Raw genomic sequence first — 16398 nt, forward strand, 5'->3', positions numbered from 1 at the left:
CACTTATTATAATGAAATTTAGCGAAAAAAAACATTACAAATCATTTACATTTCGTAAAAATTCAATTTATTTATAAAAAGTCAGATTTTCTATATTTTATTTTTAGAATGTAGGATAAGTATAAGTTGTTTTAGTAGAAATGAAAATATGTATTGTGAGAAAGTGATAGAGAAGTAAGATTTGTTGAAATATAGCCAAGAAGAAGCGAATAGATTTATGGATATTTCTTATATAATAAAGAAAGAATTTACGGATGAAGGAGAGAGCGTAATGAATCATACATCATTCCGAGCAATTGTCGTGAAAGAAAAGGAAAATAATCAATTTGAAAGAAATTTTGTTGAAAGAAAAATAAATAGTTTACCTGAAGGAGATGTGCTAATACGGGTTCATTATTCTTCATTAAATTATAAAGATGCCCTTTCAGCTACTGGTAATAAAGGTGTAACGAGAACATACCCTCATACACCTGGAATCGATGCAGCTGGAGAAGTTGTTAGTAGTGGAAATGACTCCTTTAAGGAAGGAGATCTAGTCATTGTAACGGGATATGATTTAGGCATGAATACTTCTGGTGGTTTCGGAGAATATATTCGCGTGCCATCATCTTGGGTCGTGCCTTTACCAAAAGGAATGTCTTTGAAGGAAAGTATGATGTACGGGACAGCAGGTTTTACAGCTGCCTTATCGGTATATAAGCTCATTGCATTAGGAATTACGCCTAGTATGGGAGATGTTTTAGTAACGGGTGCTACGGGCGGAGTAGGTAGTGTAGCAGTTAGTATTTTAGGAAGGCTAGGATATAGCGTAGTAGGGGCAACAGGGAAAATGGAAGAGAAAGAGATGCTGCTACGTTTAGGTGCAAAAAAGATGATTCGCCGCGCGGAATTGAGTGATGAATCAGGAAGAGCGATGCTTAAAGGAATATATGCAGGTGTTATCGATACTGTAGGCGGAAACATGTTAGAAAGTTCTTTAAAGGTGGTTAAGTATGGAGGCTGTGTAACGACGTGTGGTAACGTAGCAGGACATACATTAAATACAACTGTATACCCATTCATATTACGAGGGATTAGCCTTTTAGGAATAGATTCAGTTCAATGTCCAGTGGATGTGAGAAGAGAAGTGTGGACATTGCTAGCCGGTGAGTGGAAAAATTCAGAGCTATTATCTTATACAGAAGAATGTACATTAGAAGAATTAGATGAGAAGTTTGCACTTATACTGCAAGGAAAGTTAAAAGGAAGAACGGTTATAAAGATGAAATGAAAAAAGAGACGCTCAAATTAGCGTCTCTTTCCTATTATAATGATTGTTTTAAATTTACTTTTCCTTGTTCACCTAAAACGCCATCAGCAATATTTACAGCGTGATCACCGATACGCTCTAAGTTACTTACCATATCAACGAAAATGATGCTTGCATCACCTGAACAGCTACGTTCGTTCAGACGTAATACATGACGTTTACGAAGAACACGTTCCATTTGGTCAATTTTACGTTCTTTTGCAATAACTGTTTGTGCTAATTCAATGTCGAAGTTTGTTAAAGCTCCAATTGCGTCTTGTAATGTTGAAATTGTTAATTCAAGCATTTCATTTAGTTCAGCTAGTGCTTCATCTGATAGTGAAACGCGGTTTGAAATTTGGAAATCTACAAGTTCTACAAGGTTTTCTACATGATCACCGACACGTTCAATATCTCCAACAACACCTGCTAGAACTGAATGCTTTTCAGAGTCTGTATGTGAAAGTGGTTTTTCTGATAGTAAAACTAAATACTCGGTAATTTTTTTATCTAAATTGTTAATAGCTGCTTCTAATTGAGTAGCCATATCCGCGTGTTTCTTTTCTTGTGTATTTAAAAATTGGTTTGCTTCTTTTAATCCGTGTAATGAAAACTCAGCCATACGAATCACTTCTTTTTGTGCTTCTGTTAGTGCAATGGATGGAGATTGTTCAATAAAAATCGGATTCAAATGCTGTGGTTTAAAGTCAATAGCAGCATCTTCACCGCGAATGATTTTTGTTACAATCCATGCTAATGCTGCAATGAATGGGAACTGAATAACTGCATTTGTTACGTTAAATGTTCCGTGTGCAAATGCGATTGTCATTTCTGGATTTAAGTTTAATGATGTTTGGAAATATTGAATTAAACTTGTAAATGGTACTAATAAAATTGTAAAGATGATTGTACCGACAATATTAAAGATAACGTGAACCAATGCTGCACGTCTTGCTGCAATAGAAGTACCGATTGCTGCTAATATAGCTGTAATTGTTGTACCGATGTTATCACCGAATAATACAGGAAGGGCAGCTTGTAAATCAATTGCACCTTGACCGAATAATTCTTGTAAAATACCGATTGTCGCACTTGAACTTTGTACAATTAAAGTGAAGACTGTACCAACAACGATTCCTAAGATTGGGTTATCACTCATGCTAACCATTAATTCTTGGAATGATTCTAAAGAGCGAAGAGGTTTCATACCTGAGCTCATTAATTCTAAACCGAAGAATAACATACCAAAACCGAATATAACTTGACCTAAAGAATGTACTTTTTTATTTTTAAAGAAGAATAGTAAGATTGCTCCAAGCGCCATAATTGGAAGAGCGTATTCTCCAATTTTAATTCCGATAATAAATGCAGTAACTGTCGTTCCGATGTTCGCACCCATAATAACACCAATTGCTTGTCTTAATGTCATAAATCCGGCACTTACAAGTCCGACTGTTAAAGCGGTTGTTCCTGAACTTGATTGAATTAATACTGTAACTAACATACCTGCTAGTACACCCATAAGAGGGTTTGTTGTAAAACGATCTAGAATATCGCGAAGACGATCTCCAGCTGCTTGTTGCAGTCCATCGCCCATGTATTTAATCCCGAATAAGAAAATACCTAATCCACCAATGAACTGGAAGATCATATCTTGAATATTGTATTCCACGCATTCCACTCCTTAAATTTCATGTACGATGTAATTATTAACTAAACCTTGAGGCACTGTAAACGGTTTATCAGTAAAATTTACACTAAATTTACAAAGTGATAAAAAGTTTACAAATCTTTAAAGAAACACCTGGATTTAATTGGTTTTTTAGATGATATATCGGATCGGTTTGTAAAGAAGTCACATTTATCACACTATTTGCGGATAGTAAAAATAGGAGAGGTAAACTATCCAAATTGGATGCGCTAAGTAAAGTGTCACCTTATTTATAATAATGGTTCTTTGCATATTTTTTGATTAAAGTTAGAAAAATATGTAGGGGAAATGGGGAGGTTTGAAATGAATGTATTAAATGAAAATGAAAAAAGCAGTGTGATTTTTTTAGGAATCCACTGCTTTTTTCAAATGTGTATACATGATTTTTTGGTCTAAGTACTTCGAAAGAGAACCAATTAGCATTACCCAACGGCTTTTTCTTTTGTTTTATTCCCCTGTTTTTGCTTCCGTAAGCTTGTGATGTAAATGAAAAGAAAAGCGATAAGTAATAGAGAGGAATATCGATATACAGTTGCATAGTTGGTAAAGTGTGCAAGGAATCCAAAAATAATCGCTCCAGCACCAATTCCAAGATCAAATGCTGAGAAGAATGTTGCTGTTGCTACTCCTCGTCGGTGTGGTGCTACTCGGTCAATCATCCATGCTTGTAGTGCTGGTTGAATTGCACCGAAACCACTTCCATAGCAGGCTGCCGCAATAATTAAACTAGGAATTGTAGTTGTATACGACAGTAAAATAATACCAGTAAACGTAAGGATAACTCCTGGAATGATGACGAATGTATGGCCTTTCGCATCATATAATCTTCCAGAAAACGGACGAGTTACAGCGATTGCAAGTGCGTTAAATAAAAAGAAGAGACTAATATCAGCAATCCCGACTTCCGTAGCAAATAATGTGATAAAGCTCCCAATTCCTCCGTACATTAACGTAATACATAATATTAATAATGAAGGAAGTAAAGCTTTACGCTCAATAAATCCATCTAGAAAAGTACCAGGTGATTGCTGTGGTGGTTGCGGCGATTTTTTGATTTGAAGTAGTTTCGTTAATATTAATGAAACTATTGTGCATGAAAGTGCACATAAAAAAAGAATCGTGAAGTTATATGCTTGCATAAGCCAAAGTCCGATAAGCGGACCGAGCGCCATGGCAATAGTTCCAGAAAGACCGAAATACCCCATACCTTCACCGCGGCGAGCTTGCGGAATTAAATCTGAAACGACAGTTCCGTATGTAGTCGTTGTAATACCAAAACCAGCTCCGTGTAAGATTCGAACGGCAAGTAATAGGAAAACGGTTGAAGCGAAAAGATAACTGCCCATAGCGAGTAAACAAATAGCGGTACCGATCATTAAAATGATTTTTTTGTTAAATTTTTGCAAGGCATTTCCAGTTAGCGGCCTAATAAAAAGTGCTGCAACGGTAAACATGCCGACAACGAACCCGATATTTGAACTTGTGCCTCCAATTTCTTTCACATAAACAGGTAAAGTTGGAATTAACATTTGAAATCCTAAAAACATACATAAGTTTGCTAGAATTAGCGCAATAAACTCTTTTGTCCATAACGGTTCTCGTTTTACGAGTACTGCCTCTCCCATATATTCATCCCCTATATAAAAGTTTTCCTGCTATTTGCCGGGCAGTAAAACTCCCACCTCAAAATCCGGCTGGAGCAAAGAAGTTAGGTGGGAGATCAACTGCCCGTAAACGCCCGATTGGTGAAGGCTAATAATCAGTGGGGGATGAACAAAACCCCCACTGATTAAAGTTTCACTTTATCTCTTTTCTTTCGAGTATATGTATTGGCCAATGTAACAGTCAAGGAAGGTGCCTTGAAAACGTATAACAATTTTTAAGGCAGAAAACTGACAAATTTGTGGAAAGGCTACACAACTATGAAAAAAAGATGTAAAGTATAGATGTATAGACTAGTAGTTGTTATGAATGATAGAAATTATTTTTTCTTTAAAGAAAGCGGATTCAAATGGTAGTGGGCGAGAAGGGGATACATACTTTTTCACTACATATATTTGAAAAGGTTTACAATATGATGAAGAAAGAGGCGTGTACATATGAGACGATTAGGTATTTCTATTTATCCAGAACATTCAACAGTAGAGAAAGATAAGGAATATTTAACATTAGCAAGTAAATACGGATTTACACGTGTATTCACATGTTTACTATCTGTGGATGGTGAAAAAGAGACAATTATAGAAGAGTTTAAGGAAACGATCTCTCATGCGAATGCATTAGGGTTTCAAGTATTAGTTGATATTAGTCCAGCTGTTTTTGAACAACTAGGTATTTCGTATAATGATTTATCGTTCTTCCATGAACTAGGTGCTTATGGTATTCGCTTAGATGTCGGTTTCTCAGGTTTAGAAGAATCGATTATGACATACAACCCGTACGGTTTAAAAATTGAGATTAATATGAGTAACGGTACGAAGTATGTAGATAACATTATGAGTCATAGACCAAATCGTGAAAATTTAATTGGTTGTCATAACTTTTATCCGCACCGTTACTCAGGATTATCATACGATCATTTCATTAAATGCTCGAAACAATTTACAGATTACGGTATGAGAACAGCTGCTTTTATTTCATCATTTGATGCAACATATGGACCTTGGCCAGTAACAGAAGGGTTATGTACGTTAGAGCAGCATCGTGAATTACCGATGACAACACAGACGAAGCATTTATTTGCGACGGAATTAATTGATGATGTTATTATTGCAAATGCTTATGCGTCAGAAGAGGAATTACAAGCACTAGGTGCATTAAATAAAGAGAAACAAACATTTGATATAGAACTATATGATACAACAACAGAATTAGAAAGAATTATCGTGTTAGACGAACCTCATTTTTATCGCGGAGATGTATCTGAATATATGATTCGTTCTACACAAAGTCGTGTGAAATATAAAACAGAAGAGTTCAAACCGCATAATACGCGCGAAATTAAGCGCGGTGATCTTTTGATTGATAATGAACAGTATGGTCAATATAAAGGTGAATTGCAAATTGCTTTAAAAGATATGGTGAATACAGGAAAAACAAATGTAGTTGGCCGAGTTGTAGAGGAAGAAATCTTCTTATTAGATTATTTACAAGCCTGGGATAAGTTTGGATTTACGCTAAAGAAATAATGAAAGCGGGATAAAAGGGAAAAAAGGGAAAAAACTACTGATTTCAGTGGCTTTTTCCCTTTTATATAAAGAGCGAGAGGAAGAGCTATGACAAAAGTGCATCAGCGATTAATTTCTATTTTAGAGGAGTTTTTAGAAGAGAAATCGATGTTAAATCGAGCTTTTTTAGCGAGCCGTTTATATGTATCAACGAAGACGATTCAAAAAGATATAAAATTATTAAATGATATATTGGCAGAAAACGGAGCGAAAATCGAATCGCAAAGAGGGAATGGGTACGAACTAGAAATTATACAAACGAAGAAATTTGAAGATTTTTGCGTAAATGTATTTCAAAAACAGACAGAAAAGATTCCCACTTCTTATGAAGAAAGAGTAGCGTATATTTTACAACGTATTTTAACGACAGATGGGTATGTGAAGCTTTCACAGCTAGCGGAAGAGATTTATGTGAGTAAATCTACTGTAAACTTAATTATGAAAGATGTTACGGATATTTGTAGTCGCTATGAGTTACAAATTGAAAAAAGACCATATTATGGTATACGTATTGTGGGAGAAGAATTTAATATTCGTTCTTGTTTATCACAATATGGTTTACCGCGGTATGACCATACTCCGTTTCATGAGAACTATGAGCAGACGGACACATATTTATCGTTACCCCATATTTCTCTCATCCGCTCAGTTATACTAAAGTATATCGAGGGAGGAACGATATATTTATCAGATATAGAAATTGATAATTTATCAATTGGAAGCGACTGAAGTAGAGAAGAGGGCGACTCTGCAAGAAGTACACGTAAGACGCGGTGACATAACAGAATATATGGTACGTTCTACAGAAGTACGTAAGAAGTATAAAGACTATGACTTCCCGGTACGCGAAAGTGTGCTGCAGGAAAGAGGCCAAGTTGTAATTGGTAACAACTCATTCGGAAAATATAAAGGTGAGCTACAAATCATCTTGAAAGAAATGCCGATAGATGAACGGAAAAATATTGTCGGTACAATTGCTGAAGAGGAGTTGTTCTTACTAGATTACGTAGGAGCTTGGACGCAGTTTACTTGTGTGGAATAGGGAAGATAGGGAGGGGATGCTATGGCATCCTCTTTTTTCTGTTGAAATGATAGTTTATCGTATATAGAATTCAAGGGAATAGATTTAAGAATGTAAGAATCATAAAAAAGAGTCAGCCTCAACGTTGAGACTGACTCTTTTTTATATAGTAATTAGTTTAAAACTTTCACTGTAACTGTTTTACGTCCCCAGTTACTTGATGTACCTTTATCTGGCATTAAAACATCAATTTTATTTCCTTTAATAGCTCCACCAGTATCACCAGCGATTGCTACTCCGTAACCTTCAACCCATACTTTTGAACCTAATGGAATTACACTTGGATCAACTGCAATTAGTTTCATGTTTGGATTAGCTGTTAAGTTATGACCCATAGCTGATTTTACTTGGTCTCCGGCTTTGTAACCATTTTCAAGTGGGTCTGCTGTGTAAGCTGTTGCTTCAACTCTTAATTCACGAGAAGAAGATGGTGCACTTGTTTCAGTTTCTTTCGCAACAGGTTGTTGTGTAGCTGGTTTTTGAGCTTTAGCCGCTTCACGAGCTTTAGCTGCCTCTTGAGCTGCTGCTTCACGAGCTTCAGCCGCTGCCTGAGTTTTAGCTGCTTCACGAGCCTCAGTCGCTGCTTGAGCTTCAGCTGCTTCACGAGCTTTAGCCGCCTCTTGAGCTTTAGCTGCTGCTTGAGCTTCAGCCGCTTCTTCGGCTTTAGCTGCTTCACGAGCTTTAGCCACTTCTTGAGCTTTAGCCGCTGCTTGAGCTTCAGCTGCTTCTTGAGCTTTAGCTGCCTCTTGAGCTTTAGCTGTCTCCCCGGCTTTAGCTACTTCTTGAGCTTTAGCTGTTGCTTGAGCTTCAGCTGCCTCTTGAGTTTTAACTGCTTCACGAGCTTTAACCGCTTCTTGAGCTTTAGTTTTTGCTTGAGCTTCAGCTGCCTCTTGAGCTTTAACTGCTTCACGAACTTTAGCTGTATCTTGAACTTTAGTTACTTTTTCAGCTTTAACTATTGGTTGAACTTTAACTGGCGCTTTCCCTGTTAAGTAAGGAACGTGTACATAAGCTGTTTTGCCGTTATATTCAAATTGAATCCAATCATTTTGTACTTGGTGTGTTGTTTCGATTACATCATCTTTTTTCAATTTACCAATAATCTCTGAATCTGTATTTGCTCCAGCACGTACGTTTAATACGTTTGCTGTTACGTAGTAAGTATCTTTTGTGTAGTCAGCGCTTATGAAAGCCTCTTTACCACTATTTAATTTAACTTTTGACCATCCGTTTTCTGTATGTAAAACGTCAACCTTATATCCATCTAATAACTTTCCGACAACTTGTGATTCAGTAGTTGGGTTTTCTCGTACATTTAGTACATCAGTTGTTACAATCGTTTCTGCTTTAGCAGATGTTGTGAAAATCCCAAGACCAAAAACCGCTGCTGTTGCTATGCCCATAAATTTTTTCATAATAGCCTCCATTGCATTTGTTTTCGTTGACCTCATTATAGCAACCATTATTTTCTTATTTGCGGAAAACACAAAACTACAAAGCATTCGTAACGAGGCATTAATATTCTGTAATAATTCCATTAATATCCTGATAGCGCTTTCTTTGCGTTTTTTGGGGGATTAGAACATATGATTCATAAAATCAATAGTTTTTTAATTACTAATAGATTAATAATGTAACGATAATATTACTGAGATGTTTCTGTAATGTTACAAAATGGAGGTGTTTAGCAGCTTGAACGATAATATAGTTATGGAAATATAATCTTTTTGTGTGTGAAGTCATATATATAGGGTGAATTTTAATGAAATAGAGATATAATTGTTACAAAATAAGTTGTAGTATGGAAAAAATTACGCCTTGAATTTGTTCTATTGCATATTATTTTTGCAATAATATGATTGAATGATAGCTTTAGCAAGAAGTGAAAGTTTAAATGATAAAAAGACTTCGAAAGATATTCGTAACTTAAAACATATATAATAGAAGAAACACAATTTGAAGGGGAGATATCGTTATTAATTGGTTCGCGAATCGCTGTAGATTTATATAATAGAAGTTAGAGGTTCTTATTTTTGTCAAACCGTCGATAAAATTGCATTTGCCTTCAACAAAATAAAAAACGTAGGAGTGTAAACTCCTACATTTTTTATTTACTCATATCGTAAACATTCGATTGGATCAAGTTTTGCAGCTTTGTTAGCTGGTAGTAAACCGAATGCAATCCCGATTAGCATTGAGATACCTACTGAAAGAAGTCCAAGTTCTTTTGAGATAACAAGTGGCCATCCGGCAAAGATTGAGACGATCCAAGCGAAGAAAATACCGAGCATGAATCCGATGAAACCACCGAGTCCTGTTAAAATACAAGATTCAATTAAGAATTGCGTTAATACTTTACCGCGTGTTGCACCAAGTGCTTTACGAATACCAATCTCACGTGTACGTTCTGTTACGGATACAAGCATAATATTCATTACACCGATACCACCAACAAGTAAGGAGATAGCAGCAATACCACCGAATACCATTTTCATCATGCCAATTGATTCGTCTAATTGCTTCGTAAATTCACCCATATCTTGGGCCTCAAATTTATGCTCAAATTTAGGAGCTTTCATTTCGTTTAAAACAGAAGCAGCTTGTTTTTCTACACTTTTACGTTCTGCTGGAGAAACTAGTGTTAGTCTTACAGAGTCATACTCATTTACTCCTGAGATTACAGGAGCGTTTTCAAGTGATGTATAACCTTCTGACATAGCCATTCCGAAATCATTTTTCGTTTCATAAACACCGACTACTTTATACGGCTTTCCTTTTATGTCTGTATATAAATTTGATTCCCAACCATTAAATAATTTGTTGAAAGCTTCTTCATTTAAAATAACAGCAGGAATTGCTTGTTTTAATTCACTATCATTTAATTCACGACCGTGAACTAATTTTATTTTTGCATCTGTCATGAAGGCGCCTGTTCCACCTTTTAAATCAAGAGAGACATCTTTTGAACCAGAAGATGCTTTTACTTTCATACTCACATCTGGATAAACATCTTTAACGCCTGGTACAGTTTGAAGACGTTTTAGCATATCAGCTGTAATTTTGGCACTATCAGTTCCGTAGTCAGGGTTGTTATAGTAAATCGTTACTTCAGTATCTTTTCCTTGGCCTAACTCTTTTTTAAACTTTGCGTTTGTACCATCACCCATTGAAATGATAGTAATAATGGCACTAATACCGATAATAATACCTAACATCGTTAAGATAGAACGCATTTTATGAGCAAAGATAGAGGAAAGGGCCATGCGTATATTTTCACTCGTGTTCAAAATTAACCTCTCCAATCTTGGACGATATTTCCGTCACGAATTACAATTTGACGTGCTGCAGCTTCCCCGATTTCACGGTCATGGGTAATCATAATGATTGTTGAGCCTTGTTTATTTAATTCGTAAAAGAGGTCCATAATTTGTGTACTCGTTTTCGTATCAAGTGCACCCGTTGGTTCATCGGCTAAGATGAATTTCGGGTTATTTACGATTGCACGGGCAACTGCGACACGTTGCTTTTGACCACCTGACAATTCGTTCGGTAAGTGAGTAGCACGATCAGCTAAACCTACTTTTGTTAAAGCAGCTAATGAGCGTTCGCGTCTTTCTTTTTTATCGACTCCAGCGTAAATAAGAGGTAGTTCTACATTTTGCATTGCTGTAAGTCTCGGTAATAACATGAAGTTTTGGAATATGAACCCGATCTCTTTATTACGAACGTGTGCAAGTTCTGTCTCAGACATGTTTGAAATGTTTTGACCAGCTAGTTCGTACGTACCTGTCGTTGGTTTATCTAAGCAACCGATAATGTTCATTAATGTTGATTTACCAGAACCAGATGGTCCCATAATAGAAGTGAATTCTCCTTGGTTCAGTGTTACATCAATTCCGTGTAATATTTGAACGGATTCTGCACCGTTTTGGAAGGACTTCGTGATGCTTTTTAAGTTAATCATTCCACGACAACCTCCACACCGTCTTTTAAGTCTTTTTCAGGTTTAGAGATAATTTGCTCTCCTTTTTTCACTCCAGAAACTTTTGCTTCGCTATCTGTCTCGAATTCAACAGTAACTGCTTGTTCTTTCGCTTTTCCATCTTTTACAACGAAGACAACATTTTTGTCACCTTTTTTCACAATACTGCTTTTTGGAACGATTGTACCAGTTGCTTCACCAGATTTACTTGTTACGTAAACATGAAAACCGTTTTGTAATTCTTCACTATTATCTAATGTGACAGTGAATTGATAATTAGAAACAGTTTTATTTTCGTCCATGCTCTTTACTGGTGTGGAACCGATTTCTGTTACTTTTCCTGTCCAAGTCTTACCAGCGACAGTTTTTGATGAAACAGTTACTTCTTGCCCAACTTTCATACTAGCAAGCTCATATTCAGAAAGTTGACCTTTTACTTTAAATGGACCAGCGTGACGAAGTGTAATGCCGCTCATACCTGTTTTTTCATCAGCAGTTTTCACGATATCATCAATTACACCATCAGCAGGACTCGTTACAGAAAGAGTGTTTACTTTCTCTTTTGCAGTTTTAATCATTTCATCGGCTTTTTCTACTTCAAACTTTTTCATTTCAAGTTGTGATTCTATTTGTTGCACTTCAATTTCCGATGCTTTTAATGCTTCCTGAGGAAGGCCTGCATTTTTATCTTTTTGTAATTTTTGTTTCGCTGCATCAATTTGTTTTTGATACAATGTTACTTCTTTTTGTGCGATTTTCTTTTGCATTTCCGCTTCCGTTACACCTTGTTTAGCAGTAGGGTCATTATATTTAAACAGAAGCTGACCTTTTTTTACTTCATCACCTTTTTTAACTGCTAACTCATACGTGCCTTTTGTTGGATCGAATGAAATTGTTTCAATTCCATTTGGAATAACTTCGCCGCCAAATTTTTGTGCATTTTCAATTTGTTTTTCCGTAACTTTATAACCGCTATATGCCATGGCTACTTCTGAACTACTGCCAGCTAAAGCAAAATATGATCCAGCTGCAATTCCGATTGCTACTACACTAGTAATTAACACTTTATTTTTCTTCTTCATCTATTTATCACCTTTTCGTTCGTTTTAGTATCTACATTAAGTATAGAAGAGATGAAGAATCTGACAAATCGTTTTAGCTTACAATAACCTTACAGTTTTGTAAGGTACGAATATGTAAATGTAAGGTAGAGGTTGTCCTAGCCTAAGCAAATGAATTGACTCGTTGTTTCTTTCCTACAATAATATTGGAGGAAGGAAAGGAGGAAGGAAGATGGAAGCTTATTTTAGTGCGCATCCATTAAAACCATTTATTCCATACTCAAGGCAACATGCCATTATATTATTTATTATGTTGGTGGGGATATTTCTTCTGTATCAATACCAAGATGTATTACGTCAAAGTGAGTGGAATATAACGGTTCGATATGCGATTGCATTTCTATTTATCGGAAGTGAAATTGGACTTCATATGTGGGAATGGAAAGTAGGCATTTTTCAGCTAGGCACGTCACTGCCATTTGAGTTATGTACAATTAGCTTATTGTTAGCATCGATTATGATTGTAACGAAAAGTTATAGAATATATGAGATTGTGTTTTTCACAGGAATTATCGGTGCATCACAAGCTATTTTAACGCCAAACTTGCAATACGCTTTTCCGCATTTTCGCTTTATAGAATTCTTCATTGCACATGTATTACTCATTTGGGCACCGCTCTTTATGACGTGGGTAGAAGGATATAGACCGACCTTGCAATCTATTAAGCGTACGATGATATTTTTAAACATAGTAATTCCAATCGTTTCATTCGTGAATTATAAAACAGGCGGTAATTATATGTTTTTAGCTCATAAGCCAGAAACGGCCTCATTACTCGATATGTTAGGGCCGCATCCTTACTATATTATTTCATTAGAACTTGCAGCGCTTATTGGATGTTTTATTGTGTATATGCCGTTTGCAAAAAGAGAAAAACATGTGCATAAAGAATCGCTAGGATCATAACCTAGTGATTTTTTTGTATTGTTTATATGATTATGAGTAGTTCACCGCGTATACAACATCGAATTAAATCATTTCTCATCTTCCTAGAATCCATTCCAGACATTCTTCTTATTTTAGGATCACAAATTTTAGTTATATGGTTTTTTAAACAAACAGGTTTTTTACCTTTTCAAATTGCGTCAATTGGAGGCGAGTCGATTAGAGGATTGCCAATATTTTGTTTGAGTATACCGACTACGATTATGTTTGTAAAAATGTTAGTGCTTCGTTTTGAAAACGAGCTAGAAAAAGATTATGTACTATTTGCTAAGGCGAAGGGGCTGGATTGCTTTCATATTTTAAATCGTCATATGTTACGAAATGTGTTGCTTAGTACACTTTTCTTTGCGAAAATGAATGTTTTTTTTATGTTATCCAATTTATATATTATAGAATGGATTTTTAATACGGGTGGTATTTTTATGTTTTTGAAATCGTATGAGGGTATTAGGGTTGAGGTTTTCATCGTTAGTGTGCTACTTATTTATATTCCGATTTTTATTTTATTTAAATTGTTTCATTATCTCATTCCAACTGCGATGAAGGAGAGCTTATAATATGTGGACGTATATAAAACGCGATAAAAGATTTTGGATAAGCATTGGGTTTCTTCTCATATTAGTTCTTTTGAGCATCGGAAATACGATATGGAATGATGGACAGATTAAAAAAGTTACACTGCAATATGATGCAGCTGGAAATCCAGAAGTGCCACCGTTTTCACCTTCATTACAATTTTTACTCGGGACAGACCGGAAAGGATATGACCTTTTACATTTAGTCATTGAAGGCGCGAAGTGGACGATTGGTATATCTATTTTAATTGCGGCACTTAGAATGGTAATAGGTGTGTTTTTCGGTGTTGTACTCGGAACATATATAAAAAGAGGATTTTCGAAGATTGAGGCTTTTTTTGATAGTTTCACAGTTATTCCGACGGTTATGATTGCGTATTTCTTTCTTCAATCTGTGAATAGATTTGGAAGTGGAGAGGAAACAACAACTTTTTTTGAAAGGGCTTCGTTTCAAGTTGTATTACTTGTAATGCTTGTGATGCCAGTTATTGCACTGTATGTTGCGAAGGAAGTTCGTAAATTACAAACGGAAGAATTTATTGATGCCGCGCGCATATTAGGTGGATCGAGAAGACATATTGTTATAAAACATCTTTTTCCACATCTCTATATGACGTTTATACTCGTATTTCTTCAGCAGTTTACGCAGACTCTTACTATTTTACTGCACTTAGGGTTACTGGAAGTATTCTTTGGCGGGACTGTTAGTTTTTTAGGGCCGGTAGAAGAAGTAGACTCTTACACACATGAATGGTCAGGTTTAATAGGAGTCTATTTTAGATCATTAACAGTGCATCCATGGATTCCTCTCGTCCCAATTACATTTTTCGGGCTTACCATTTTTTCAGGAAATATGATTGTGAAAAGTATAGAAGAAGCGATGATGAAAGTAAGGCTAGGCGGTGAGATAAAGAAGACAGATGTAGAAAAGGAACAACCTGCTGTGCAGTCAAAAGAAGAGTTGTTTACGTTTAAACATACGATGTGAAAATAAAGAAGAAGCAAGCATAATCAATGCTTGCCTCTTTTTTTTATTTTGTAGAAACTTCACCTTCAGCTTCTGTTTGCGGAATAAAGTATCCGATTATACCACCGATAATTGCTGGAACGATCCAACCGATTCCTAAGTTGTAAAAAGGAATTGTCTGCACGATATTAGCGATAAAACTTGGAATCATTCCCATATTATCAAGTGCATGAATACAGCTAATAATGAATGCCGCGATCATCGCTCCGATATAGACAGAAGGTTTACGTTTCGTATATTTATCAATAAATGATACGAAAATTAAAATGATTGTAATTGGGTACAAAATAATTAATACAGGTAATGTAATTTTGATTAATAAGCTTAATCCTAAGTTTGAAATAATAAAGCTAAAGATACAAACATATAGTACAAGCTTCTTGTATGAAACATTTGTTAATACTGTTGTGAAATAGTTGGCGAATGCACTTACAACACCGATTGCAGTCGTTAAACAAGCAGCTATAATCGCGATACTTAATAAAACATTCCCGCTTGTCCCAAAGAATTGATACATAACAGTAGCTAATAGCTGACCGCCGTTTTCAAATTGTCCTAAGTTCCCGTTTGAAGCTCCGATATAACCGAGTAAGAAATAAACAATTGTTAAGAAAATGGCAGCAATGCTTCCGCAAATAATTGTATATTTCGCAATGGATTTCTTATCTTGTATACCGTTTTGGCGAATTGCATTTACAACAATTGTTGATAATACGAGAGCTCCGATTGCATCTAATGTTAAAAAGCCTTCGAGAAATCCTTTGAAAAATGGGATTTCTTTATAGTCACCAACAGGTTCTGCGAACGATACTGGTGAAAGAATCGCTTTTGTTGCCATAATCGCAATAATTCCAAGTAAAATTGGCGTTAATATTTTACCGATATGATCTACTAATTTGGATGGATTTAATGATAAGAAGTAGACGACTGTAAAGAAAATCGCACTAAAGACTAACATAGAGTACCATTGATCTGGGAAAAGTGGTGCGATCCCAATTTCGTAAGATACAGTTCCAGTTCGTGGAATAACAAATAGTGGGCCGATTGAAAGGTAAATAATGATAGCGAATACTGCTGCGAATTTTGGATGAACACGGCTTGCTAAAGTATTAAAACTACCACCAGCAAGGGCAACAGCGACGATAGCAAGTAAAGATAAACCGACGTCTGTAATAATAAATCCTGTAATGGAAACCCACATGTTTTCTCCGGAAGAAAGGCCGAGAAGAGGCGGGAAGATCATATTACCAGCACCGAAGAAAACCGCGAATAGTAATAAACTAATCGAAAGTATTTGCGCTGGTTTTAAAGTTGTACGCATATAAAGAAAATCCTCCTAATGAGTGTTTTTGTCGAAAATTCAAATAATTTGTCGAGTAACTGTTATTATTTTAAAGGTCTGATGACTATAAAGCAAGAGGGAATTTTATAAATATTAAA

11 protein-coding genes and 3 pseudogenes are annotated in these 16398 nt (G+C 35.8%); 7 read left to right on the top strand and 7 right to left on the bottom strand.

What is annotated here, in order from left to right; all coding sequences use genetic code 11:
* Positions 1-271 precede the first annotated feature (271 nt).
* A complete protein-coding gene (locus tag FT637_RS17155) occupies positions 272-1270 on the top strand; it encodes a YhdH/YhfP family quinone oxidoreductase (protein WP_193647457.1) in 999 nt (332 codons plus the stop codon).
* Positions 1271-1304: 34 nt separating this feature from the next.
* Here FT637_RS17155 and FT637_RS17160 read toward each other — a convergent pair whose 3' ends face one another.
* Together FT637_RS17160 and FT637_RS17165 are read right to left on the bottom strand one after the other, a co-directional pair.
* Entirely contained in the window at positions 1305-2960 is a 1656-nt protein-coding gene (locus FT637_RS17160) for a Na/Pi cotransporter family protein (protein WP_193647320.1), read from the bottom strand.
* A 461-nt stretch (positions 2961-3421) separates the two neighbouring features.
* Positions 3422-4624 carry an MFS transporter gene (locus FT637_RS17165; protein ID WP_193647321.1) on the bottom strand — a complete coding sequence of 401 codons (1203 nt, stop codon included), beginning with the start codon at positions 4622-4624 and terminating at the stop codon, positions 3422-3424.
* Between the two features lie 474 nt (positions 4625-5098).
* On the opposite strand from FT637_RS17165, the gene FT637_RS17170 reads away from it, so the two are divergent.
* The 3 genes and pseudogenes from FT637_RS17170 to FT637_RS17180 form a co-directional block, all read left to right on the top strand.
* Positions 5099-6187: a DUF871 domain-containing protein gene (locus FT637_RS17170; protein WP_193647322.1), complete on the top strand. Its 1089-nt coding sequence runs from the start codon at positions 5099-5101 to the stop codon at positions 6185-6187.
* Between the two features lie 87 nt (positions 6188-6274).
* Positions 6275-6943, top strand: a pseudogene (locus FT637_RS17175) (BglG family transcription antiterminator); the annotation flags it as partial.
* 1 nt (position 6944) lies between these two features.
* Positions 6945-7268: pseudogene (locus FT637_RS17180) on the top strand (phospho-sugar glycosidase domain-containing protein); the annotation flags it as partial.
* Positions 7269-7420: 152 nt separating this feature from the next.
* Here FT637_RS17180 and entC read toward each other — a convergent pair.
* From entC to FT637_RS17200, 4 genes are all read right to left on the bottom strand, one after another.
* Positions 7421-8845: a cell wall-binding protein EntC gene (gene entC, locus FT637_RS17185; protein WP_193647323.1), complete on the bottom strand. Its 1425-nt coding sequence runs from the start codon at positions 8843-8845 to the stop codon at positions 7421-7423.
* 573 nt (positions 8846-9418) lie between these two features.
* The gene (locus FT637_RS17190) at positions 9419-10570 is read right to left on the bottom strand and encodes an ABC transporter permease (protein WP_413773234.1); all 1152 of its coding nucleotides are present in this window, start codon (positions 10568-10570) and stop codon (positions 9419-9421) included.
* 26 nt (positions 10571-10596) lie between these two features.
* Positions 10597-11271: an ABC transporter ATP-binding protein gene (locus tag FT637_RS17195; RefSeq protein WP_193647325.1), complete on the bottom strand. Its 675-nt coding sequence runs from the start codon at positions 11269-11271 to the stop codon at positions 10597-10599.
* Entirely contained in the window at positions 11268-12371 is a 1104-nt protein-coding gene (locus tag FT637_RS17200; RefSeq protein WP_193647326.1) for an efflux RND transporter periplasmic adaptor subunit, read from the bottom strand. The genes FT637_RS17195 and FT637_RS17200 overlap by 4 nt, the downstream gene beginning before the upstream one ends.
* A 211-nt stretch (positions 12372-12582) precedes the next feature.
* Here FT637_RS17200 and FT637_RS17205 point away from each other — a divergent pair, with 211 nt between their 5' ends.
* The 3 genes and pseudogenes from FT637_RS17205 to FT637_RS17215 all read left to right on the top strand — a co-directional run bounded on the left by FT637_RS17205 (position 12583) and on the right by FT637_RS17215 (position 14919).
* Complete coding sequence (locus FT637_RS17205; RefSeq protein ID WP_193647327.1) at positions 12583-13317, top strand: TIGR02206 family membrane protein; 735 nt, start codon at positions 12583-12585, stop codon at positions 13315-13317.
* Between the two features lie 11 nt (positions 13318-13328).
* Positions 13329-13913, top strand: a pseudogene (locus FT637_RS17210) (ABC transporter permease subunit); the annotation flags it as partial.
* A 1-nt stretch (position 13914) separates the two neighbouring features.
* Positions 13915-14919, top strand: coding sequence for an ABC transporter permease (locus FT637_RS17215; protein ID WP_193647328.1), 1005 nt, complete (start codon positions 13915-13917; stop codon positions 14917-14919).
* Positions 14920-14962: 43 nt separating this feature from the next.
* Here the strand turns inward: FT637_RS17215 and brnQ2 are convergent, their stop codons facing one another.
* Positions 14963-16279 (bottom strand): branched-chain amino acid transport system II carrier protein BrnQ2, encoded by a 1317-nt coding sequence (gene brnQ2 / locus FT637_RS17220; RefSeq protein WP_193647329.1) that lies wholly within the window; start codon positions 16277-16279, stop codon positions 14963-14965.
* Between the last annotated feature and the right edge of the window lie 119 nt (positions 16280-16398).

Origin of the sequence: Bacillus cereus, from assembly GCF_015071065.1 — a bacterium.
Classification (GTDB): domain Bacteria; phylum Bacillota; class Bacilli; order Bacillales; family Bacillaceae_G; genus Bacillus_A; species Bacillus_A cereus_BA.

What these genes read in the sequence shown, in the direction of transcription:
- FT637_RS17170 (WP_193647322.1), top strand. Translation starts at nt 5,099, where the DNA reads ATGAGACGATTAGGTATTTCTATTTATCCAGAACATTCAACAGTAGAG.
- FT637_RS17205 (WP_193647327.1), top strand. Translation starts at nt 12,583, where the DNA reads ATGGAAGCTTATTTTAGTGCGCATCCATTAAAACCATTTATTCCATAC.
- brnQ2 (WP_193647329.1), bottom strand. Translation starts at nt 16,279, where the DNA reads ATGCGTACAACTTTAAAACCAGCGCAAATACTTTCGATTAGTTTATTA.
- entC (WP_193647323.1), bottom strand. Translation starts at nt 8,845, where the DNA reads ATGGAATTATTACAGAATATTAATGCCTCGTTACGAATGCTTTGTAGT.
- FT637_RS17165 (WP_193647321.1), bottom strand. Translation starts at nt 4,624, where the DNA reads ATGGGAGAGGCAGTACTCGTAAAACGAGAACCGTTATGGACAAAAGAG.
- FT637_RS17195 (WP_193647325.1), bottom strand. Translation starts at nt 11,271, where the DNA reads ATGATTAACTTAAAAAGCATCACGAAGTCCTTCCAAAACGGTGCAGAA.
- FT637_RS17200 (WP_193647326.1), bottom strand. Translation starts at nt 12,371, where the DNA reads ATGAAGAAGAAAAATAAAGTGTTAATTACTAGTGTAGTAGCAATCGGA.
- FT637_RS17215 (WP_193647328.1), top strand. Translation starts at nt 13,915, where the DNA reads ATGTGGACGTATATAAAACGCGATAAAAGATTTTGGATAAGCATTGGG.
- FT637_RS17155 (WP_193647457.1), top strand. Translation starts at nt 272, where the DNA reads ATGAATCATACATCATTCCGAGCAATTGTCGTGAAAGAAAAGGAAAAT.
- FT637_RS17190 (WP_413773234.1), bottom strand. Translation starts at nt 10,570, where the DNA reads ATGGCCCTTTCCTCTATCTTTGCTCATAAAATGCGTTCTATCTTAACG.